Below are 22,496 nucleotides of genomic sequence, written 5' to 3'. Positions count from 1 at the left end.
TTCGCTGCTCACAAAACAACAATATTAATCAGTAATTTGCAGTACGCACTTTCACGACAGCTCAACGACTACTCGACCACGAGTCAATAACTACACAACAACAAAGGCCTCCGGGCCAGGAGACGAACATGACCTTTCTGAAAAAAACGCTGGCTGCCAGCATCGCCGTTGCGGCAGCTTCAAGCCTTGCTGTGTCTACCGCTCAGGCTGATATGAGCGACGGTGAAGTACGCATTGGCTACCTAGCCGATATGTCCGGCACCTATCGCGACTTGGCAGGCCCAGGCGGCCTGACCGCGATGGAGATGGCGGTGGCCGATTTTGGTGGCAGCGTCAATGGTGCCCCCATCGTGATTTCCAGTGCGGATGACCGTAACAGCGCCGACGTAGGTGCCAATACTGTGCGCGGCTGGATCGATCAGGATAACGTCGACATGGTAGGCGGCCTGGTCGCCTCCTCGGTCTCGATTGCGGTCACCAAAGTGCTGGAAGAGAACAATGGCCTGGGTATCGTGTCAGGCTCTGCGGCGTCTAGCATTACCAACGAACACTGCACGCCCAACCACATCCACTGGGTGTACGACACCTATCCGCTTGCTAACGGTACCGCCAAAGCGGTCGTTGAGCAGGGCGGTGACAGCTGGTTTATGCTGACTGCAGACTACGCCTTCGGCCATGCACTTGAAGCCGACGTAACCAAGGTGGTGGAAGAGAGTGGCGGTGAAATTGTTGGCGGCGTGCGCCATCCGTTCCCTACCAATGACTTCTCCTCTTATATTCTCCAGGCTCAGGGCTCGGGCGCCAAGATCATTGGTTTGGCCAACGCTGGTTCCGACACCGTCAACGCGATCACCACAGCCAGCCAGTTTGGTTTGACTCAATCCGGTCAGCAGCTGGCGGGCCTGTTGATTTTCTTGAATGACGTTCATGCGCTTGGCCTGGAAGCCACCCAGAACCTGCTGCTTACTACCGGCTGGTACTGGGATATGGATGAGCAGTCTCGCGAATGGTCACAGCGCTACTTCGATGAAGTCGGCCGCATGCCGACCATGGTGCAAGCCGGTATCTACTCCAGCACCATGCACTATCTGAAAGCCGTGGAAGCCGCTGGCACCGACGACCCTGAAACCATCCGCGCTAAAATGGCGGAAGAGCCCATCAACGATTTCTTTGCCCGCAATGGCCGCATTCGTGAAGATGGCCGCATGGTGCATGATATGTACCTTGCCCAGGTGAAAACGCCAGAAGAATCCACCGGTGAGTGGGATCTTTACGAAATCCTCAGCACCATTCCCGCCGAAGAAGCCTACCGCCCGCTGTCTGAAAGCCAGTGCAAGCTGGTGCAGAACTGATTTTCGGACTCGCTAGTAATCGCAAGTAACGTTTAGTACCGGTTGGCGGCAAGTTGCCGCCAACTGTTTGATGGCGAGGAGAGTCGCGTTATGACGATGATATTCGGCGTGCCATTGGCCGTCTTCATGGGGCAGCTCACGCTGGGCCTTGTGAATGGGGCCTTTTACGCACTGCTTAGCCTGGGCCTGGCGGTCATCTTCGGCCTGTTGAAGATCGTCAACTTCGCCCACGGGGCACAATATATGCTGGGGGCTTTCGCCGCGCTGTTGGGCTTTCGTTATCTAGGCATTAATTACTGGCTGGCGCTACTGTTGGTGCCTTTAGTCGTCGGCGCCTTTGGTGTGCTGCTAGAGCGCTTTTTACTCCGCAGAATTGCCCATCTAGACCACCTCTATGGGCTACTGCTGACGTTTGGGTTAGCGCTGATTTTTGAAGGCACGCTGGTCAACTTCTTCGGCGTTTCCGGCGCGCGCTACGCAACGCCTGAGATTTTGCAGGGTGGTTTGAATCTCGGTTTTATGTTTCTTCCCACCTATCGTGCCTGGGTGCTGGTCGCTGCGCTGGCAATGTGTCTGTTTACCTGGTTTATGATCGAGCGTACGCGGCTGGGGGCTTACCTGCGTGCGGGTACTGAAAACTCGCAATTGATGCAGGCCTTTGGCGTCAATGTTCCGCTGCTGATCACCCTTACTTACGGGTTTGGGGTGGGCTTGGCCGCATTCGCTGGGGTGTTGGCTGCACCGCTCTATCCGGTATCACCTACCATGGGCTCCAGCCTCCTCATCGTCGTGTTCGCGGTGGTGGTTATCGGCGGCATGGGCTCGATTTTAGGCGCCATTATTACCGGTCTCGCCATGGGCATCATCGAAGGCCTGACCAAGGTGTATTACCCGGAGGCCTCCAATACGGTGATCTTCCTCGTCATGATCCTCGTGCTCATGTTGCGCCCCGTTGGGCTGTTCGGTAAGGAGGCATAGACATGGCAGAATCTCAATCAATAGCGGCCCCGTCTGCAGTGCTGGAACGCCAGAAGCGGGCCAAGTTTCGCCGCAATATGTTCTATCTGGCGCTAATCGTAGTGGGGCTGGTGGCGCCATTTTTGGCCTACCCCGTGTTCTTGATGAAAGTGCTCTGTTTTGCACTGTTCGCCTGCGCCTTTAACCTGCTGCTTGGTTATGCTGGGCTGTTGTCCTTCGGCCATGCGGCTTTCCTGGCCACCGGTGGCTACGTAACGGGTTACCTGTTGGCGAGCTACCCAGGGCTAACGCCTGAGCTGGGCATTATCGCTGGTACTATTCTGGCCACGCTGCTGGGGGTGGTATTTGGAGTGCTCTCCATTCGTCGTCAGGGTATCTATTTTGCCATGGTGACGTTGGCGATCGCCCAACTGGTTTACTTCATGTTTGTGCAGGCGCCGTTTACCGGCGGTGAGGATGGCTTGCACGGGGTTCCCCGCGGCGAACTGTTTGGGTTTATCAGCCTGAGCAGCAATCTAGCGATGTACTACTTCGTATTCGCAATCTTTATTTTTGGCTTCGCGCTGATTCAGCGCACGGTGCACTCGCCGTTTGGCCAAGTGCTGAAAGCGATTCGTGAAAACGAGCCTCGCGCGGTATCGCTGGGCTACAACACCGATGCCTATAAACTCGTTGCGTTTGTAATCTCCGCTGGTTTGGCGGGCTTGGCGGGTTCGACCAAAACCGTGGTCTTCCAGCTGGCCTCGTTGACCGATGCGCATTGGCACATGTCGGGTGAGGTGATTTTGATGACCCTGCTGGGTGGCGTGGGCACCTTGTTGGGCCCTTTGATGGGCGCGGGTATTGTGGTCAGCTTGCAGCATATCCTGGCGCAGTCGCCGCTGGGCAACTGGGTCAGCGTTATACTCGGTATCATCTTCGTGGTCTGTGTACTTAGCTTCCGTAGCGGAATAATCGGTGAGCTGGACAAGATGTATCGCAAAAACTTTAAGTAGCACCCTCCCTCTCTGTCCGATGTTGGGCGCCATTTGGCGCCCTTTTTTTGATTTTTTTATTAAAGGCCTACGGCTAAGGTCGCAAGCGTTAGCAGGTTGCTTGTAGCCTGTTAAATGGATAAGTTAACGTTAACGTCAATTATAACGACAACAGCAGTGCGCACGCGCATTCGCGGAGATACGCCATGAATTTTGAACTCAACGAAGATCAGGTCGCCTTTGCCGATATGGCACGGGCGTTTGCCCAAAACGAGCTAGAGCCCCATGCGGCTGAGTGGGATCAAACCTCGTTCTTTCCCGTTGATGTGATTCGCAAAGCCGGCGAGCTGGGCTTCTGCTCGTTATATGCCCCAGAAAGTGTAGGCGGGCTGGGGCTTTCCCGGTTAGACGCCAGCATTATTTTCGAGCAGCTCTCCATGGGCTGCACCTCGACTACCGCCTATCTCACTATCCATAACATGGTGACCTGGATGTTGGCAGATTTCGGCACGCCGGATGCAGTTGAGCAGTGGGGCGCAAGGCTGGCCTCGGGCGAGCTGCTTGGCTCTTATTGTTTAACCGAGCCCAACTCAGGTTCCGACGCCGCTTCGCTGAAGACCACCGCCAAGCGCGATGGCGACCACTACGTGCTGAACGGCAGCAAAATGTTTATTTCCGGCGCGGGCAGTACTGATTTTCTAGTCGTGATGGCGCGCACCGGCGGCGCAGGTGCCAAAGGCGTTTCCGCGTTTGCGGTCGATGCCAAGAGCGACGGCATTAGCTACGGGCGCAAAGAAGAGAAAATGGGCTGGAACAGCCAGCCTACGCGCACGATCACTTTTGAAGATGTGCGGGTGCCGGCCAATCATTTGCTCGGTAACGAAGGCGACGGCTTCAAAATTGCCATGAAAGGCCTGGATGGTGGCCGGATCAATATTGCTACTTGCTCGATCGGCACCGCTCAGCAGGCGATTAACAAAGCCCGTGAGTATATGCTGGAGCGTAAGCAGTTCGGCAAGCGCTTAGCCGAGTTTCAGGCGCTGCAGTTTCGCTTAGCCGATATGGTCACTGAGCTGGTCGCCGCGCGGCAGCTGGTGCGTATGGCTGCCACCAAACTAGACGCAGGCCATGCTGACGCCACCACTTATTGTGCCATGGCCAAGCGCTTTGCCACCGATGTGGGCTTCAAGGTGTGTGACGAAGCGCTTCAGCTCTACGGCGGCAACGGCTATATCAAGGAGTACCCCATGGAGCGTTACGTGCGCGATACTCGGGTACACCGGATTCTTGAAGGCACCAACGAAATCATGCGATTGATCATCTCCCGCCGGGTATTGGCGGACGGTGCCACCGAGCTGTAAAAGGATAAGGAAGGCCAATGAGCAGCGTACTGTTTACCGAACACCCCACCCAAGACGGCCACGTCATCGCCGAGATCAAGCTTAACGCTGAGCGTTCGCTCAATGCCTTAACGCTTGAGATGTGTGAAGCGATGTTGCCGCGTCTTCGCAACTGGGCTACCGACGAGCGCGTGGTGGCGATTTTGCTGGATAGCGCAGGCGAAAAGGCCTTTTGTGCCGGTGGTGATGTCGTCAACCTATATAAAACGATTACTGGGGAGGGTGATCCCAGCTTCCCTGAGCGCTTCTTTGAAACCGAGTATCGGCTCGATTTCCTACTCCATACCTACCCCAAACCGGTGATCTGCTGGGGCAATGGCATTGTGATGGGCGGTGGTATGGGGTTGTTAAGTGCCAGCAGCTACCGAGTAGTGACCGAAACATCGCGGCTGGCCATGCCGGAAGTCACTATTGGACTCTATCCGGATGTGGGCGCCAGTTGGTTCTTGAATCGCCTGCCTAACGGAACCGGGCGCTTTTTAGCCATGACCGGCTGCCAAATTAGCGCGCCGGATGCAGTACACCTTGGTCTGGCCGACCGCTGTATTGCCAGCCACCACCGTGATGCCTTGTTTCAGCAGTTGATCGATGCGCGTTGGGGCAAAGGCGCCAACACCGATGCCAACGGCGTGGTTAACCGCATTATGCGAGAGCTTGAGCAAACATCGCAGCCCGTGTTTGCTGAGCTGGAAGCACCCGTATATCAACACTCTCCGCTGATTCGTGAGTTGATGGACCACGACAGCGTAGAGCAAAGCGTCGCGGCCATTGCAGCGGTGCAAAGTGACAATAAATGGTTTAGCAAAGCCCAGAAAACGCTGGCTCACGGCAGCCCAGTCTCGGTGAAATTGATCGATGAGCAGCTAACGCGCGCCAAACATATGTCGCTGGCGGAAGTGTTCCAATCCGAGATGGCGCTTTCCGTTCAGTGCTGCCGCCACCGCGAGTTCCCCGAGGGCGTGCGCGCACTACTGGTCGATAAAGATGGCCAACCGACATGGACTTACCCCGATGTGGCCTCGGTCGAACAGAGCTTTATCGATGAGCTGTTAGCGTCGCCGTGGGATAAGAATCCACTTGCCGATTTAGGCTAAATCGCAGACCAAGATCAAATCCTCATAAACGAATAATAAGGACAACACTCATGACTACCGTCGCGTTTATTGGTTTAGGCAATATGGGTGGCCCGATGGCCGCCAACCTATCTAAAGCGGGTTTTAACGTTCGCGCTTTTGACCTTTCAGAAGACGCACTAGAAACAGCCAAATCCAACGGCTGTGAAGTCGCTTTTTCGGCCCAGGAAGCTGCCACTGGCGCGGATTTTGTCATCTCAATGCTGCCTGCAGGCAAGCATGTGCGCGGACTCTATGTTGAGGGCGATACACCGCTGTTCGAAGTGATCAAGCAGAGCGCGCTGGTGATCGACTGCTCCACGATTGATGCCGATACCGCCCGCAGCGTAGCCGCCGAAGGCGAGAAGCTGGGCATTGGCTTTGTGGATGCGCCGGTTTCCGGTGGGGTAGGCGGAGCCCAAGCGGGCACGCTGACCTTTATCGTCGGCGGCTCGGATGCTCAGTTCGAACAGGCCAAATTGGTGCTGGACGTGATGGGCAAAAACATCTTCCACGCCGGTGACCATGGTGCGGGGCAGGTGGCCAAAGTCTGCAACAACATGCTGCTATCCATCCTGATGGCGGGCACCTGTGAAGCGATCAACATGGGCGTCAAAAACGGTCTGGATCCCGCGGTGCTTTCGGAAATCATGAAGCAGAGTTCTGGTGGCAACTGGGCGTTGAATGTGTATAACCCCTACCCAGGCGTCATGGAAAATGCACCCGCTTCGAAAAACTACCAAGGCGGCTTCCAGGTAGACCTGATGATCAAGGATCTGGGCCTGGCCATGGATGTCAGCCAGCAAAGCGCCTCTGCGGTGCCCATGGGCTCCGCCGCCCGCTCGCTGTTTACCCTTCATAAAGCAAAAGGCAACGGCAAACTCGACTTCTCAAGCCTGATGAAGCTATATCAAGATGAGGCGTAAGAAGTAAGAGGATAGGGGTTGTAGCGCGCGGTAACGAATGTCGCGAGGAACGCGCGATATGAGGCACCCGCGATGGGCGGCAAAGCCGCCCCCTGCATCGCCCTCAAGCCAGCTCCAACTTGCCACCCAATCCCGCGCGAGGCAAACTCAGCCTCCTCACTCTGCTCAAACAAAAAGGATTGCCATGATTACGCTTTGGGGTCGCAATAACTCCACCAACGTCAAAAAAGTGCTGTGGGTAATGGAAGAGCTGGAACTGCCTTTCGAGCAAATCCAAGCCGGTCTTCAGCACGGGGTAAACAACACACCAGAGTACCTAGCCATGAACCCCACAGGTTTAGTGCCACTACTCAAAGACGACGCCACCAATAGCGTTCTCTGGGAATCCAATGCCATTATTCGCTACCTGGCCGCCCAATATGGCCAGAACAAGCTATGGATTGAAGCTCCAGCCAAGCGCGCGCAGATGGAAAAATGGATGGAGTGGGCCAACAGCACACTAACCCCTGCCCATCGCAAGATACTGATGGGCTTTGTCAGAACACCGCCCGAAAAACGCGATAATGCCGCCATCGAAGCAGCGGTGAAAGAGTGCGAAGCGCTATTTGCCATAATGGATAACGCGCTGGAGAATCAGACCTGGTTTTCCGGCGACGCTTTTGGCCTTGGCGATATCGCCATCGCGCCCTTTGTTTACAATATGCTCAACAGCGGCCTAACCTGGCAAACCCACCCCCATCTGGAGCGTTGGTACCAACAGCTCACTGAGCTGCCCAGCTTCCAGAAGGTTGTGATGATCCCGGTTACTTAACGGTTAAAGCTCGCTTCTAACGCTGCTATCTCATTATCGAGCGCCTGCAACTCCTTACACGCCAACCTATGGCGCTGGGCGCTCTCAATCAACGGCCCCAAAATCGCACCGCGTTCAGTGGGGTGTTTGGCCTCCACATCCTGCAGCATGGATGCTTTATTGTTCGCGGTGTTCTCAATGACTTGCCACACCAATGCCAGCCAACCATCCTCGCCCGGGCTGTTATTTGGCGGCTCAATACCTTCGGCGAACATAATCGCCGCAACTTCTTTCACCACTGCCACAACACGGTCCGCATATGCTTCACCGCGTAATTCACCGTTACGCACACTATTTAACGCCACCAACGGATTAATCGCCGCATTCACGGCCAGCTTCTGCCATAACCGCTGACGAATATCTTCCACCTTAGTGGCGGCGAGACCCGCCTGGGTCAGTGTCTGCTCCAGTGTTTCTGCTAACTTACCGTGTTGATTATTCAAATCGCCAACAAAGGTATGCCCGCGACCTGCATGCACGACGCCATCATCACCTGTTAAGTAAGCGCCTCCAGTGGTGGTCGCGCACAGGACCGGCCCCGGCCAAGCTTGGGTAATGCGCGGCTGCGCTAAAAAACCGTTTTGCCACAGCACTAGCGGAGTGGAAGGGGGGATAACGCTGGCAAGGCTTTCAAGCGCCGCCTCAGCAGCCATCGCTTTGGTGGTGATATGCACAAAGGCAGGCGATTCATTTGCTTCAGAAGCCAACAGGGCAACAGTGAACACATTTAGACGTTGTACACGCTGCTTGCCTTCAGGCGTGGTAAGTCTTTGCTGTTCAGGCAGCGTTCTGCGACCGATTAGCTTTGTAGTCGCTAAAGGTGAAAGAGAATGGGCCAATAGGCGGCCAATGGCACCAGGGCCGAGTATCCAGTGGGAAGCCATCATTGAGTACGTTACTCCGCAGTGGTGTTGTCACCCAGCATACCGTGTTCACTAATGCTGGGTAAGATGACAAAGGCCAGTAGAGCAATTTACTACATTATGGTCTCCAAAAAGAATAACATATTACTTAAAATAAATAATTGTACTATTACAATGCTTTAGAAGCGCTTCTTAAAAACTTTGAAGGGTGATGATTGTATATTGCTAAATAAAAGTAGCAAGCAGATGGGGGAATAACTAACTCTTTAATTGATTGATCCAGTCCGATTTATATTCTTCAAAGCTAGTAGCTAAAGATAAATATAGTCCAATTGAGACGGTCCTGTGCTTGCAAAAAAATAGCTAGATAAGTATTCCATAAATAATTAAATCTACGTGAATGTAAAGCTCAGGTTTTGATTAAAACTACATTGCTCACGTAATAGTATTCTTATTTTATACTCGCCATTTAATAGTATTTCTGCACAACAAAAATTAGGGTGGTAAGGTGTTTCTGGTCACTTATTAATATTTATTAATAAGCCGCTCTCTACAGGCAATCAAAATGACATGTGTTCTCAACGAATCGCGTCAAACTGCTTTGAATTTGCTAGTCAAGGCTGCAGCTTACTCGGCAGATTGCCCAAGCGGGTTTCTAGCAGGCGGTGCAGAGGCTAATTGGAAACTGTTAGCTAGTCACGGAGATGGATCCCAACTTCATTTTAATGAATCAATTGAAAAATGGCTGAAATTGAGCCTAAATAATAGACATCCTGTCATAATCAATTATGCATTAGATCAGACTCTTCCTGTTTGCTTTCATAAGTTACGCATCCTTGGACATCAATTTTTTGTTGGCGTAGCTATATGGTGCGAAGAAGATAAAATAATAGGGGGCTTATTTGTAAGCAGTCCATTACCACAACAACGGTTAAGCACTGCACAAGTGTATGCCTTACAGACTCACGCGGCGCTTATTGGTCAAATCCTTCAGTTACAAACAGGGGTATTCCTCCCAAAACAAAAACCATTCATAGAACGTCTTCGCTTGTTGGAGTCAGTGGTGGAGAATGCGAAAGATGCGATCTTGATTACAGAGGCAGAGCCCATCGACCAGCCTGGACCACGAATCATTTATTGCAACCCGGCTTTTTTAAGCACGACCGGATACACGTCATCCGAAGTCATCGGGCAGACGCCGCGGATACTTCAGTGTGGTGACACTAGCCGTGCGACTTTAGATCTCATCCGAACAGCACTTTCCAGCTGGCAGCCAATAGAAGTCGAACTCCTCAATACCCGCCGCGACGGTAGTAAATTTTGGGTTGAGCTAAGCATTGTTCCCGTTGCTAACGAGAAAGGCTGGTTCACACATTGGGTTTCATTGCAGCGGGATATCAGTGAGCGTAAGAAGTCTGAGTATTTAGCTATACAGGCTCTTGCGGATCGAGAATATAAGGTGGCATTGGAACGTCGTTTAGAGGAACGGGAACGCATTGAACAAGCGTTGTCATATGCAGCTTACCATGATGATTTAACATCATTGTATAACCGTGCATACATGATGGCGCTTTTGTGGGATGTATTTAATAGTAGTGGTAAAGAGCACCTACCTAAAGCCACATTACTGTTTCTAGATCTTGATAGATTTAAATTTGTGAATGACAGCTTGGGTCATCGTGCTGGGGATATGCTGCTCAAAGTAATCGCACGCCGACTCGAAAACTGTATTAGAGAAGAAGATGTATTAGCCAGGGTCGGTGGAGATGAGTTTGCTATCCTGCTTGTTGGTGAGAATCAATCGTCTCTAGCAATTGAGCTTGCTCAGCGTATTGTCTGTCAATTAAGTTTGCCGATTGTCATTGATGGACATGATATTTTTACCTCATGCAGCATAGGTATAGTGACCGCTGATGTTACTCATATTTCATCAGAAGAGCTGCTTCGGGATGCAGATATTGCAATGTACGTAGCCAAAAAGCAGGGCGAAGGGCGATGGGCTTTATTCGATGTCTCAATGCGAGAAGCGGCTTTCGACGCGTTGGTGATGCAGAATGCTCTAAAGCAGGCCGTGGCAAATAATGAATTTTCTGTTGTCTATCAGCCAATTTACAACATGCTTACTGATGATATATGCGGTGCAGAAGCTTTAGTGAGATGGCTTCATCCAGTGCTAGGCCAAGTATCTCCTGGCCGCTTCATTCCTGTTGCTGAAGATATCGGAGTCATACACGGACTAGGCAATTGGGTCATGCAGGAAGGGTGTGCTGAGCTACAGCGTTGGAAGGCAGCGTTTCCCGAGCTGGAATTACATCTGAACATTAATGTATCGGGTGTAGAGCTTAAACGGCCAGGGTATGAGAGCCAGATAAAAGACATCCTTGCTCAGACGGGTATCGACGCCCATGATCTTCAGGTTGAAATCACTGAATCCGTTTTCCTGCACCAGCCGGATACCACCGCGCGAGTGTTGGAGAGCATCCGCGACCTTGGTGTTCGTATAGCATTAGATGATTTTGGTACCGGATACAGCGCACTCGGCTACATTGATCGCTACCCAATTGACGCCATCAAAATTGACCAGTCTTTTGTATCCAGAATGATGACCTTCCATCGCAGCGACGCTATCGTCAGAAGTATCTTGTCCTTGGGGCGAGCTTTGAAGATCGATATCACCGCAGAGGGTGTCGAGACCCTGCCTCAATTACTGCGCTTAAGAGAAATGGAGTGCCCATTTGTTCAGGGGTTTTTGTTAAGCCGCCCAGTAAACGCCGAAAAAATTATGTCGCTTTTGCAACTTAAAGCAACTAAGTCGTCGCCAATTGCCTAAACATTTGACGGGCTGCATCAGGAAGAAAGAGCGTAAATTGTCTGTTTTAAAATTGCTATAGATGATGAAGTTATTGGTTTATTAACATCGGTGCCTAGACAACATTGCATTTTCGATATTAGGCTTGGCAGGGCACCGTAGTCCTTGATTAGCTAGGCATTGATTAATTCCCTAGCACATTAGTCTCGCTTTTCTTTGATGATTTTGCAGCTTTCTTTTCTTTTGCAGTTAAAAGTGGTTTCTTCTTGGTATTTTTTTTACTGTCTTGTCCTTTGCTCATGATAATTACCTTTATTAATCCACAGATTGACCAAAATTAAGCTGCATAAAGCCAGCTTTTGAGAATAGATATTAGCGCACAAATCGTCACTGCGCATTGTTATATAATGATGCCCCTAATAAAAATAAATGAAAGAAATTGTTGAACCTGACAGGTGCCTGGCCACATCAGTAATGCTGATCTATAAAATTCGATTCTGCGTATAAAAAGCTTTGAGATAAAATGCTTTCAAGGGAAAGTAGGTTGTTGATTTTATTAATTAATAATTACTTTTTTTAACAGCCAAACGCTGTTGTCTCTCAAATAAAAAAGTAGCGCATGAGTTTCAGAGCTTTTTCATGAGCATGGCATGCGCAGTGCGACCGATTAGCGTGGTAAGCAGTTAGTGCAGAAACCGAATGAGCCAACAGACGGCCAAGGGCGCCTGGGAAGATAATCCAGTATGAGGTCATTATGAGAGTTTTGATCTTGGTGATGAAAAAACAGAATGAAAGAAAACATAATTAAAGAACTAGTGGAATACTCCACCTGCAGCAAGAGTGACCTAAAACCCCGTGCGATGAACTGACCCACAAAAAGGTGGACGGTTCACACAAACGGGGCTTCAATTTACCGTTGGCAGCCAATGCCTCATGCACTCATATAATGCCTTCCGGCAATTGGAGCAGGGCGTTAACCACCAACGCTCTCTTCTGTAATTTTATGAGTAACTGCCATTGCTAATTAAGATATCAGTCCGAGCGTTAGCCCTTTGAGGGTGGCAGCCGCCCGGGTTGAACACTCCAGTTTCCGAAAGATACTTTCAACATGCGTACGGACAGTACTTGGGCTGATTCCGAGTAGTCGTGCTGCTTCCTTGTTGCTGGCACCCTGGCTGATGTGCTGCAGAACCTGCCGTTCTCGTTCCGTAAGCAAAGAGCTTGTTGGCTTAGCAAAACGGCCATCCTCGCCAAGTGCTGCTGCGATCACGGCGTCACACGCCTGCTGGTCGAACAATCCACGGGCTGCGTCCAGCTTGAGTGTCCTTGCGGCCTCGGACTGCGAAAACGCTGAGCGCCAAGGTCGGTCTCCTCTTAATGCAACCCATGCGACAGCAGTAGCCAGCAGCCTATGTTCGGGACGCAAAGCATCGGCGGGCAAGGCTCGAAAATGGCCACTGCCGTCGAGCCGCTCATAAGCATGGGCGGCTATCTCACCCGCCGCGGCCAGTTCATTGATCTGTGCGCAGGCTTTATGGGTCCAATACGGGGCGAGCTGTGTCCGTTCTGCCGCGCCATAAGCCAGCGGTCCCGGCGTATTCCATAGGTGATTGGGTATTGCCGCACGCCCCAGGCCCTGAATCAGAGCGGCCTTGGCGATGAGATCAATGGCTGCTTCAGGCTGGCCACATAGCCTCGCCGCCTCGGCGGCGAGCTGCGCTACCTGCCGAGAAAAACCGGATAGCCATGGAAGTTTGAGATCGATTACATCGCCTACCAACGTCAGCGAAACATCTTTGCCGTTGGCGGAATCAGTTATCGCGACAGGAGTCGCTTCAAGAGTCGCTAACCACTCCCGGGCGTTTTGTACTAATAACGCCGCAAGGCTTGCTGGATACCGTTGATTCGACTGCTCGGTAATCCAGCTTAGTGCGGCTGCCACGCCATGGGCCCGGGTCAGAATTTCCAAGTCTCCCGCCAACACTACCTGATAGGCCACTTCAGGGATGTGCTCGTGCTTCAAGCCCCATGGCCTGCCAGTGCCATCATAGGTTTCGAAAACCCGGCATAGGCCTGTCTCGACGGCGTTGCCTAGTTCAAGCGTCTTTGCCACCTCGCCGGATACTTCACAGTGGGCCACTGCGAGAGATGTCGCTTGGTGGACTGCCTGCATACTTTGCGCATCCAGCGTCAGATCGAGCATGGCACGGCGACCAGCCACGTCGTCTCCGAGCAGATGGGAGAAACCTTCGGCGTTAGCCGTGCATCCTGACCAGCGCAGCAGCGCGACCTGTTCCGCCACCCGCAAATGCTCACCCTCACCGTGCATGGCGTGCCCCAACATCCGAGCCAGGCTGGCGACTCGCCTTGAATGGCCGAGCGGCTGACCCATGCTCAGGTCTCCCACACGGGAAATCGCCGCCAAGGCGCCGTTTACAGAGATACCAACTCGCCGTCCGTTATTCATCGCCAAAGACCCTCAGGGTCGGATATTCATCCGATAGCTGATATCCAGGCCAGCCAGCACAATTCGGGCTCCGGCATGGGGAGCTCGTCCAATGAAAAATTTCAAAGGGCAAGTCGTAGCTCTTACCCCCGTTTTTAGAAATTTGCAGGAGTCGCTCAGGTTATTTCTCGGATATCTCTATTCGCTAGTTTACAGGAGCCACATGCATGAAAAACTATTTGTTAGAGCAAAACGTCGACTTCATCGTTTGCGGGGCTGGGTCATCAGGTAGCGTTGTGGCGGCCCGTCTTGCTGAGCAGGAAAAGGCTAGTGTTTTACTCATTGAAGCAGGCAGCAGTTATTCGGGCCCGGAGGTAACTGAACCGTCGCAATGGCCAATGAACCTGGGTTCCGAGCGCGACTGGGCCTTCGAGGGGGAGCCCAACCCACACTTGAATGGCCGCCGCCTCCCCTTGAGCATGGGAAGAGGGCTCGGAGGTGGGTCCAGCATTAACGTGATGGTATGGGCACGGGGTCACCAATCTGATTGGGACTACTTTGCTGCAGAGGCAGGGGATCCTGCGTGGGGGTACGAGTCGGTGCTTGGTTACTATCGCAGAATAGAGAACTGGCAAGGTAAGCCGGATTCATTGCGTCGCGGATCTGGGGGCCCTGTATACGTAGCGCAACCCGCCGCGCCGCAGCCTATCGTCAACGCGACATTGTCGGCAGCCAGCCAGCTTGGCATCCATGAATTCGAAAGCCCAAACGGGAATATGATGGAAAGCGTGGGCGGTATCTCCATAGCTGAGCTCCGGATAAACGGTGGTAGGCGGGAATCCGTCTATGACTCCTACATTCGGCCACGCCATCATTATCCCAATCTGAAGATACTGACCAATGCACTCGTATCCCGTCTGGTCCTAAACGGGAGCAAGGTAGTCGGCATTGAAGTTGTGGTCGAGGGCCAGCTGCGGCGCTTTTATGCCGGATGCGAAGTTATTCTGTCCATGGGCGCGGTGAATACTCCTAAGGTGCTCATGCGGTCGGGCATCGGGCCACAGAGGGAACTGCAGGCGCAAGGAATCAAGGTAGTGAACCACTTGCCAGGTGTCGGCCAGAACTACCAGGATCATGTTGCCTTCGGATGTACTTGGGAGTACCGGCAGCCGCAGGTAATTGGCGGCGGCGGATGTGAGACCACTCTTTACTGGAAGAGTGACTCACGATTGGATGCACCAGACTTGCTGCAATGCCAGCTAGAGTTTCCAGTCCCTTCGCCTGCGGAGGTCGGCATCGCGCCGCCGGAGCACGGGTGGACCATGTTTGCAGGCCTGGCCAGGCCCAAAAGCCGAGGGCATTTGCGCCTGTCAGGTGCCGGCCCACTAGACAGAGTGATTATCGAGCCGAATTCCCTGAGCGAGCCTGAAGATATGGCCGCTGCATTTGCCTCGATCGAACTGTGCCGCGAGCTTGGCAATCATTCCGCGCTTGAGGGGCTTGTTAGGCGCGAAGTAGTTCCACAGCATCGCTCTAAACACGACATGGAACAGTTCATACGCAACGCGGCGGTTACCTTCTGGCATCAATCTTGTACCGCCAAGATGGGTCGGGATCGCTATTCGGTTGTGGACAATCAGCTGCGAGTGTACGGAATTGAGAGCCTGCGGATTGCAGATGCTTCAATTATGCCGCGAATCACGGTTGGTAACACGATGGCTCCGTGCGTCGTCATTGGCGAACGCGCAGCGGATCTTGTTCTCTCTGCGCATGGTGTAACGACTGCAGCAGCAATCGATCAAGGATAAAGGTATGAAAGTCCTGATAATGGGCGGGGATATAGCTGGCCTGGCAATGGCTCGCGCGCTTGAGCAGCAGGGGATTATTGCGGACTTAATTGAACGCAAAGCCGATGGTCCGCAGGAGGGCGCAGGCCTTTACCATCCTGGATAACAGAGCGGCAGACGGCCCGTTCAGGCCGCCTGCCTTTAGCGGCTCAGGAGTGCAGGAACGTGAGTAAATCGGTGTTGAGCTGCTCCTTGTGTGTATCCGCCAGGCCATGGGGAGCGCCCGGGTAAATCTTCAAGGTGGCATCCTTGACGATCTTCGAGGCGGCTATGCCTGCTGCTTCGATGGGCACGATCTGATCGTCATCGCCATGCACGATCAGGGTTGGCACATCGAACTTCTTCAGATCCTCCGTGAAATCTGTTTCCGAGAACGCTTTGATGCAATCGTAGGTGTTCTTGTGGCCGGCCATCATTCCCTGCAGCCAGAAGGCGTCAATCATGCCCTGGCTAATGGTGGCGCCAGGCCGGTTGAATCCAAAGAAGGGGCCGGAGGCGATTTCGCGGTAGAGGGAGGAACGGTCAACGAGGCTGCCTTGGCGTAAGCCGTCGAAGACCTCGATAGGCAAACCTCCGGGGTTGGCCTCGGTCTTGAGCATTAAGGGAGGGACGGCTGAGATCAGGCCCAGCTTGTTGATGCGCTTGGTGCCGTGGCGGCCGACATAGCGTGCGACCTCACCGCCACCTGTGGAGAAGCCGAAAAGGCTCACATTGCTCAGCTCAAGTGTCTCGATCAAATCCGCCAGGTCGTCGGCATAGCTATCCATGTCGTTGCCATGCCAGGGCTGGCTGGAGCGACCATGGCCGCGCCGGTCGTGAGTGATGACGCGAAAGCCGTTGGAGGCCAGGTAGAAAGCCTGATTCTCCCAACTGTCGGCGTTCAACGGCCAGCCGTGGCTAAGAATGACCGGCTGTCCGGTTCCCCAGTTCTTGTAGTAGATCGTTGTTCCATCACGCGTGGTAATAGTACTCATGGTAATACTCCTAAGGAGTGATGATTTTCGATCGTTTGGTGTTGGATAGGTGCGTTTTCAGAGATTTCCAGCACCTGGGCCAGCGGCCACCTCTTTTGTTGAGCCAGCGGTTCGCGCGGCAAGATCGATCACATCGGAAATTACTTTCGGCTGAGTCATAAACAGTGCATGGCTGGCCTTGACCTCAGTAATGTTTGCGCCGATACGTTCGGCCATTGCGAACAACATCCGCTGGTCAAAGGCCTTGTCATCGGTGGCGATCACTGCCCAACTCGGTTTGGTGCGCCATGCAGCGTTCTGAAGTTTGGTTTCAAAGGCTGAAATATTGATCGGCACCTGTGAGTCGCGCAGAAATGCGGCATCAGCATCAGTGGTGTCGTTGGCAAAGCCAGCCTTGAAATTCTCCAGATCAAGGAAGGCGAATCCGTCCGCCTGTGGGTCGAGGACGAACTCGGGCGGGCCCTGATACCCTTCATACTGTTGTGCCGAGCTCTCTCCTTTGTCCGGAATCAGTGCAGACAAATAGACAAGACCAGTAACATTGGGATGTACGCCTGCTTCGGTTATGACTGTGCCTCCCCAGGAGTGGCCGACGAGAATGGTCGGGCCATCCTGGCGCTCCAGCACACGGTTCGCTGCGGCGACATCATCTGCCAATGAGGTGAGAGGGTTCTGAACAATGGTGACGTGGTATCCACGCTCGGTCAGGTCGTCATAGACGCCGCGCCAGCCAGAGCCGTCGGCAAACGCACCATGTACCAGCACAACATTGTTCGCGGGTTGGACGCTGCCGCCTGATTGCGCTTGGGCGGCGCCTGTGATCGAGAGGGCAACCGCGGCCGCTGCGATGGATTTCCGTAAGATATTTGGCATTTTAGTTTTCCTTGTTTCCAGAGTAGAGCCGACGTATGCCGGCCTGTTTCTCTGGCAATAAGTATGCCAAATACAAATTATTGATTTTAAAAGATATTTTCGAGAAATTTATGATGAGACCTCACCATTTGGCGGGATCTCATCACTGCCGTGCTACTCTCACTCGCTTTAGGCGCAGTCCATTTTGAAGCGGTGTTTGTCAACCTTCAGCGCTCGGATTCTGGATTCGAGCGTCGACCGGGGTATTCCGAGTTTGGCAGCTGCACCTGCGGCCCCAGCAACACGCCCTCGGCTTTCAGCTAGCGCGGCTTCGATCATAGTGCGTTCATGTGCGGTCAGGTCATCGTCGAGCCGTCGCCCAAATTCCTGTCGAACGCATGGTTGGTCGACCAGCCAGCGCTCGTCCACCGTCAGTGTGTCTGTCTCGGTCACTATCACGGCCCGTTCGATGACGTTCTGCAGTTCGCGGACATTGCCTGGCCATGGGTAGGTTTGAAGGGCGTTAAGTGTCCTCTGACTGATCCTTTCGATCTTCTTGGCTGCGCGTTTGGCGAAGTGGTTGACAAAATAGTCGACAAGAAGAGGAATATCCCCGGGCCGGTGGCGCAGTGGCGGCATTTCAAGAGGGAAAACATTCAGGCGATAGAAGAGGTCTGTGCGAAATGAGTTTTCGGAAACTTCGACCTGAAGGTTGCGATTGGTTGCTGCAATGACGCGGACATCAACTTTTATCGGGCGGCTGCCCCCCACGCGTTCAAACTCGCGCTCTTGTAACGCCCGCAAGAGGGCGGCCTGAGCGTCGGGTGGCAGTTCACCCACTTCATCGAGAAAGATCGTGCCGCCATCAGCCAGTTCGAATCGGCCCTTGCGTTGTTGAAGAGCCCCCGTGAAGGCGCCGCGTTCGTGGCCGAATAATTCAGAGGTGATCAATCCCGGAGACATCGCGGCGCAGTTCACGCTGATGAAGGCTCGGCCCGAACGCATAGAGCGCTTGTGAATAGCGCGCGCGATCAGCTCTTTGCCCGTTCCGGTTTCGCCGGTGATAAGCACCGTGGAGTCTGTCCTCGCCACCTTATTAAGTTCTTGGAGGACCGCGCGAAGTGCATCGGATTTACCGATTATCTCCTCAAATAGTGAGGTTCGATCGATTTCATCGCGCAAAAATACGTTCTCTTGCTTCATGCGTTCTTCGGTGTGCTTGTGGTCGTGGATGTCGGTGCCTGTGGCGTACCAGCGCAGGATTTGCCCGTTCTCGTCTCTTAGCGGCTCGTAGTGGATGCTAACCCAACGGTAATCTCCACCGTGCCATCTGGCACGCATTTCCAATTCAAAGGGCGAGCCTTGGCCTAAGCCACTTTGCCGTAAGTCTTTCAACCGCTCCACGTCCTCAGGGTGGAACATGAGCATACGAGCGTCGCCCGCCTTCAGATCGTCCATGTGAAGTCCGGTGTACCTCAGTATTGCCTTGTTGACGTACAGTAGCTTGCCATTAGGGCTCAACACCGTAATGAGCGCGGGGATCATGTCCAAAATCCGCTCAAGTTCCGCCAAGTGTCGCCGCAGACTGACCTCGTCCTCCATGACTGTGCAGAACACGTGGTTGTCGATATTTTCGCTCATGGCACCACCTCCTATGCAATCTACAAATGTTGTGAACCATTCTTAGGTTGAATGTGCTACTGCAACTCCGCGTTTGCCACCGGCTTTGATCAGCGCAGTGGTGCCCCGCAATTCGGGCAGTCCTCGTGCATCAGGCAGGTCCCTAGCGTCAGACGAAGAAGACGCACCCGTCCGGAAGTCGCCCACCGGCAGTGGTAGATTCGTTAGTTGTAATAAAGTCCAAGAAGAATCATTGCTAGATTGCAGACCGCATATCTTGTAAAGATGGGTCGCTATTTGAAAGTATGGGACTTGTTATTTCGACAGTGCAGCGTTGATTCAGACGGCGCCATGTGCCGGGCGTCATGCCGATGACACGGTGGAATACTCGGGTCATATGGCTTTGATCCGCAAACCCGCAGTCCAGGGCTATCTCGGCTAATAACCGGCGGGAGCATGCAAGCTGCTGTTTAGCCTTGTCGACTCGCCTCTGAAGCAGCCACGTATGCGGAGACATACCCGTCGATCCGCGGAATGCGCGTGTGAAGTGTCGAATCGACAAACCGCAGGCCTTTGCCAGGTCCGTGAGCGTGATATTGCCTGAGAGGTTAGCCGCGATCAGCTCCTTGGCGCATTGTTCTTGCCAGCGTGCCAGCCTGGCTGTCTTCGCCTCCAGTCTCACGCCCATCCCGCCATACGTATGTGCGACATGTGTGGCAAGTGCCCTGGCGACATAATCGACAAAGAGCTCGCTAGTCGGGCTTTGCCCGGACAGTGCGGGACGCATCGCAAGCAGGAGGTGACGGGTAACATGGTCTTGCAAGGCATTACCGGGTACATGGTGTAGTTCGTCGATAGCGGGGGCGTTGGCATCTTCGGTAAGTGCGTTGAGAGATTTATGCGGGATATACAGGTCCACCGCGTGGAATGGCTCGCGACGCTCATAGGCAGGGCTGTATCGAAAGTCAGCAATGAGGGTCGCTCCAGCGACGATTCCCTGCGGGCGGATCAAACGGCCATCAGCGTACAAGTCGAAATCCCAGGCTTGGAGTTGGAGTGAGATAAGAAATGCATCGTCGTAAAACGGTTGCATTATCAAGGGGGTATCTTCACTGCATGTAGTTTCTATAAATGCCAGCCCAGATTTGCAAGTGGCACTCGTTTGCAGGATTGGCGCGTCTTGCAAGTTAAGTGACTCGGCAAGGGCGCCTGCCCCTGGAGCCACCTGCTGGTGGAGCCGATTGGTTTGAGTTCGGCCGGACATGACGTGCATCCTCGTAAGAATCACAAAGTTGTAGGTTCTTCTTAATGACGGCGCAGTAGAACTAACCACGCAGCCTCTGAAAGGCTTGCCATCGCTCATCAGCACATTTACACCAGTGAGTTTGGCTCCTGCGTTTCCTTTCGTTCAGCCCTTAAAAACTATAGGCCGAGAATCGGGTCGGTCAATCCTGCTTGATCAGCGAGTACCTTGATCAACGTGCAGCGAGCTGGGTCGGGTAGGCGTGGGTCATTAATGGTTTCTGTCATCGTTGCCTTCACCCTGTGTGCCCATTGCATGTCGGGCACGCCGAGCGCGACGGCACCAATACCAATGCTGAGTAGGCCGAAAACAGGGAAGCGATACAAGGGGAGGTCTAGCGGACGGCTTTCTTCGATCAGCTCGGGTTTTCCATCTGCATCTAGGACCACATATCGGCCTAGGATGACATCGGCGGGGTAGAATTGCCGGCCCTTGTGGGCCGGCTTTGTCGGGGAGGGCCCTAAGATCAACGAGCGATGCGGGTACTGGCGTCGGTAAAGCCGGTCAGCGAAATATCCAGATCCAGGCGTTCACCGCGTGGATCAATCATGCTGAGGGTTGCTGTGCTGCCACTGCGGAGTTGCTGCAACATCGCTGGTTCAATGGGGACGTCAGCACGGCAGCCTTGCTCTTGGCAGACCTGATAGGGGAACTGGATTGGCTCACCGTTATCCACACTCAATTGCAAGCCTGCTGCCAGACGTACCCCCAGCGGCACGAAGAAGCTCATCACCGGGTCATCGATCTGAGGCGGGTAGTCGAGAATTACCTGCATCAAGGGCTGGTCGCTGTCAGGTTGCGTAACCAATTGCGCCATCGCACACGGAGTCGGGCCCTCGGCATTACGCTGGCAGCGGACTTCCCAATCCTGGAACGACTCGGTGGTGACATCATTACCGGCAGCCGCTCCCGGCTGTTGTTGGCTGAAGGCGTTGGGAGACAAAGCTAAGAGCGATAATAGCCCTATCTTGCATAAGTTTTGAGTCAGGTTTTGAGTCAGATTGTGCGGCATTGGCGTAACCTCCTATTGGTTTGCTGATGGTGGGTAATAATACTCACCATGCCTGCTTGTTCGCTTGAGGTCGAGCCCCTTGACTCACAAGAGCATGCCTGGGCGGTTTACCTTTCTCTCCACCCAGTCTTCTATTCTTAATCGGCTTCATGGCGACTATAAGTTTTTCCCACGCCACTGGACAATACTCATTGGTGTTGCCCAGCGCTACTTGAGCCACGTTATTCAGTGTCCGACCCACTAACTTCTGTCTCTACCTGCCCACGTCGCTGCATCCAGCGCATCACGATCCAGCACATCGCTGCCCAGCTCGCCCCAGCCGTCCAGCCGGCAAGCACATCAGTCGGCCAATGCACTCCGAGATAGATGCGGCTTATGCCTACCAGCAGGGTCAGTAATATCGCCAGAATCAAAAGGTATGCCTTCAGCCTCAGCGCGGGCTGCACGCGGGTGAGTAGCGCGGCCAGGGTGAGGTAGGTCACGGCAGACATCATTGAGTGGCCGCTGGGAAAGCTTGCGGTGTAGACCATGGCTTCATGAGGCACGAGATCCGGACGAGGGCGATCAAAACCCATCTTCATTACGGTGCTAAGGAGTATGCCGCCCGGCACTGCGATCGCGGCAAAGAGGGCCGCGCGATAACGTCTGGCGAGTAACAGGTAGCCCAGGGCGCCCAGAGTGATAAGTACCAGTACGCCAACACCGCCAAGCGCGGTAAAGTCCCGCCCCATTTCCTCGACCCAGCCTGGCCCGATTGGGTCGCTAAGATCGGCGGGGTTGCGAAGGGCGAGTAGCAGGCTCTCATCGACGCTCTGGGTGTCCCCCTCAGTGACTTCGTCGGCCAGCGCGACGAACCCCCAAACCCCGCCGGAAAGTACCGCGACGCATAGCAGCATCGCTAGTTCGTAGCGGCCGAGCCGAGCCAGCAAGGAGACGCTATGGTGCCCAGCTTGTCTAATTTTTTCATGGCGCTTCATTTGCAACTCCTTTGCTTTGATAAGTGATTCGCAACGTCTATTCTGACGCTCTTATGGTGTCAGTGTTATCAATAGCGCAGAAAACCACTTACTTCTAAAGCAGGATGACGTTTTACCAGGGGGCCGTTTAGCAAGATAGTCAGACATTGACGCCGAAGGTCTTGCGACAATGCGGGGGCTGACCTGATGGCACTGCCTGTA

At 53.6% G+C, this 22,496-nt stretch carries 19 protein-coding genes; 10 read left to right on the top strand and 9 right to left on the bottom strand.

The genetic code is table 11. The features are described from left to right. The first annotated feature begins 128 nt into the window (after nucleotides 1-128). From V8L70_RS09245 to V8L70_RS09215, 7 genes are all read left to right on the top strand, one after another. Nucleotides 129-1,352: an ABC transporter substrate-binding protein gene (locus V8L70_RS09245; RefSeq protein ID WP_101146134.1), complete on the top strand. Its 1,224-nt coding sequence runs from the start codon at nucleotides 129-131 to the stop codon at nucleotides 1,350-1,352. A gap of 90 nt (nucleotides 1,353-1,442) precedes the next feature. Further along, nucleotides 1,443-2,330: a branched-chain amino acid ABC transporter permease gene (locus tag V8L70_RS09240; protein WP_101146133.1), complete on the top strand. Its 888-nt coding sequence runs from the start codon at nucleotides 1,443-1,445 to the stop codon at nucleotides 2,328-2,330. Between the two features lie 2 nt (nucleotides 2,331-2,332). Beyond that, nucleotides 2,333-3,325, top strand: a complete 993-nt coding sequence (locus V8L70_RS09235) for a branched-chain amino acid ABC transporter permease (protein ID WP_101146132.1) — start codon at nucleotides 2,333-2,335, stop codon at nucleotides 3,323-3,325. A gap of 185 nt (nucleotides 3,326-3,510) precedes the next feature. Continuing rightward, nucleotides 3,511-4,665, top strand: coding sequence for an acyl-CoA dehydrogenase family protein (locus V8L70_RS09230; protein WP_101146131.1), 1,155 nt, complete (start codon nucleotides 3,511-3,513; stop codon nucleotides 4,663-4,665). A gap of 17 nt (nucleotides 4,666-4,682) precedes the next feature. Beyond that, nucleotides 4,683-5,798, top strand: coding sequence for an enoyl-CoA hydratase/isomerase family protein (locus V8L70_RS09225; RefSeq protein WP_101146130.1), 1,116 nt, complete (start codon nucleotides 4,683-4,685; stop codon nucleotides 5,796-5,798). A 35-nt stretch (nucleotides 5,799-5,833) separates the two neighbouring features. Continuing rightward, nucleotides 5,834-6,742, top strand: a complete 909-nt coding sequence (gene mmsB / locus V8L70_RS09220) for a 3-hydroxyisobutyrate dehydrogenase (RefSeq protein WP_269801096.1) — start codon at nucleotides 5,834-5,836, stop codon at nucleotides 6,740-6,742. 184 nt (nucleotides 6,743-6,926) lie between these two features. After that, a complete protein-coding gene (locus V8L70_RS09215) occupies nucleotides 6,927-7,553 on the top strand; it encodes a glutathione S-transferase family protein (RefSeq protein WP_336269209.1) in 627 nt (208 codons plus the stop codon). On the opposite strand, the gene V8L70_RS09210 is transcribed toward V8L70_RS09215, so the two are convergent. Then, nucleotides 7,550-8,476: a ketopantoate reductase family protein gene (locus V8L70_RS09210; RefSeq protein WP_198556032.1), complete on the bottom strand. Its 927-nt coding sequence runs from the start codon at nucleotides 8,474-8,476 to the stop codon at nucleotides 7,550-7,552. The genes V8L70_RS09215 and V8L70_RS09210 overlap by 4 nt on opposite strands. Before the next feature lie 544 nt (nucleotides 8,477-9,020). Here V8L70_RS09210 and V8L70_RS09205 point away from each other — a divergent pair. Next, nucleotides 9,021-11,285, top strand: coding sequence for a GGDEF domain-containing phosphodiesterase (locus V8L70_RS09205; RefSeq protein ID WP_101146375.1), 2,265 nt, complete (start codon nucleotides 9,021-9,023; stop codon nucleotides 11,283-11,285). Nucleotides 11,286-12,288: 1,003 nt separating this feature from the next. Here the strand turns inward: V8L70_RS09205 and V8L70_RS09200 are convergent. After that, complete coding sequence (locus tag V8L70_RS09200; RefSeq protein WP_101146374.1) at nucleotides 12,289-13,731, bottom strand: HD domain-containing phosphohydrolase; 1,443 nt, start codon at nucleotides 13,729-13,731, stop codon at nucleotides 12,289-12,291. 206 nt (nucleotides 13,732-13,937) lie between these two features. Between V8L70_RS09200 and V8L70_RS09195 the strand changes: the two genes are divergently transcribed. Together V8L70_RS09195 and V8L70_RS09190 are read left to right on the top strand one after the other, a co-directional pair. After that, on the top strand, nucleotides 13,938-15,518 hold the full coding sequence (locus V8L70_RS09195) for a GMC family oxidoreductase (protein ID WP_336269208.1): 1,581 nt from the start codon (nucleotides 13,938-13,940) through the stop codon (nucleotides 15,516-15,518). Nucleotides 15,519-15,522: 4 nt separating this feature from the next. After that, nucleotides 15,523-15,663, top strand: coding sequence for a hypothetical protein (locus V8L70_RS09190; protein WP_336269207.1), 141 nt, complete (start codon nucleotides 15,523-15,525; stop codon nucleotides 15,661-15,663). A 43-nt stretch (nucleotides 15,664-15,706) separates the two neighbouring features. Here V8L70_RS09190 and V8L70_RS09185 read toward each other — a convergent pair whose 3' ends face one another. From V8L70_RS09185 to V8L70_RS09155, 7 genes are all read right to left on the bottom strand, one after another. Then, on the bottom strand, nucleotides 15,707-16,531 hold the full coding sequence (locus V8L70_RS09185; protein WP_336269206.1) for an alpha/beta fold hydrolase: 825 nt from the start codon (nucleotides 16,529-16,531) through the stop codon (nucleotides 15,707-15,709). A 57-nt stretch (nucleotides 16,532-16,588) separates the two neighbouring features. After that, nucleotides 16,589-17,404, bottom strand: coding sequence for an alpha/beta fold hydrolase (locus V8L70_RS09180; protein ID WP_101146372.1), 816 nt, complete (start codon nucleotides 17,402-17,404; stop codon nucleotides 16,589-16,591). 168 nt (nucleotides 17,405-17,572) lie between these two features. Then, nucleotides 17,573-19,024 carry a sigma-54 interaction domain-containing protein gene (locus V8L70_RS09175; protein ID WP_101146371.1) on the bottom strand — a complete coding sequence of 484 codons (1,452 nt, stop codon included), beginning with the start codon at nucleotides 19,022-19,024 and terminating at the stop codon, nucleotides 17,573-17,575. 235 nt (nucleotides 19,025-19,259) lie between these two features. After that, nucleotides 19,260-20,267, bottom strand: a complete 1,008-nt coding sequence (locus tag V8L70_RS09170; RefSeq protein WP_157826480.1) for an AraC family transcriptional regulator — start codon at nucleotides 20,265-20,267, stop codon at nucleotides 19,260-19,262. A gap of 158 nt (nucleotides 20,268-20,425) precedes the next feature. Continuing rightward, nucleotides 20,426-20,695 carry a hypothetical protein gene (locus V8L70_RS09165; protein WP_101146369.1) on the bottom strand — a complete coding sequence of 90 codons (270 nt, stop codon included), beginning with the start codon at nucleotides 20,693-20,695 and terminating at the stop codon, nucleotides 20,426-20,428. Between the two features lie 77 nt (nucleotides 20,696-20,772). Further along, nucleotides 20,773-21,318, bottom strand: coding sequence for an invasion associated locus B family protein (locus V8L70_RS09160; RefSeq protein WP_008956723.1), 546 nt, complete (start codon nucleotides 21,316-21,318; stop codon nucleotides 20,773-20,775). 221 nt (nucleotides 21,319-21,539) lie between these two features. Further along, nucleotides 21,540-22,295 (bottom strand): phosphatase PAP2 family protein, encoded by a 756-nt coding sequence (locus V8L70_RS09155; protein WP_101146368.1) that lies wholly within the window; start codon nucleotides 22,293-22,295, stop codon nucleotides 21,540-21,542. Nucleotides 22,296-22,496 lie beyond the last annotated feature (201 nt).

This window comes from Vreelandella arctica, assembly GCF_037070215.1.
Taxonomy (GTDB): domain Bacteria; phylum Pseudomonadota; class Gammaproteobacteria; order Pseudomonadales; family Halomonadaceae; genus Vreelandella; species Vreelandella arctica.
The sequence above is the reverse complement of the archived record's forward strand: the minus strand, read 5'-3'. Positions and strand labels throughout refer to the sequence as shown.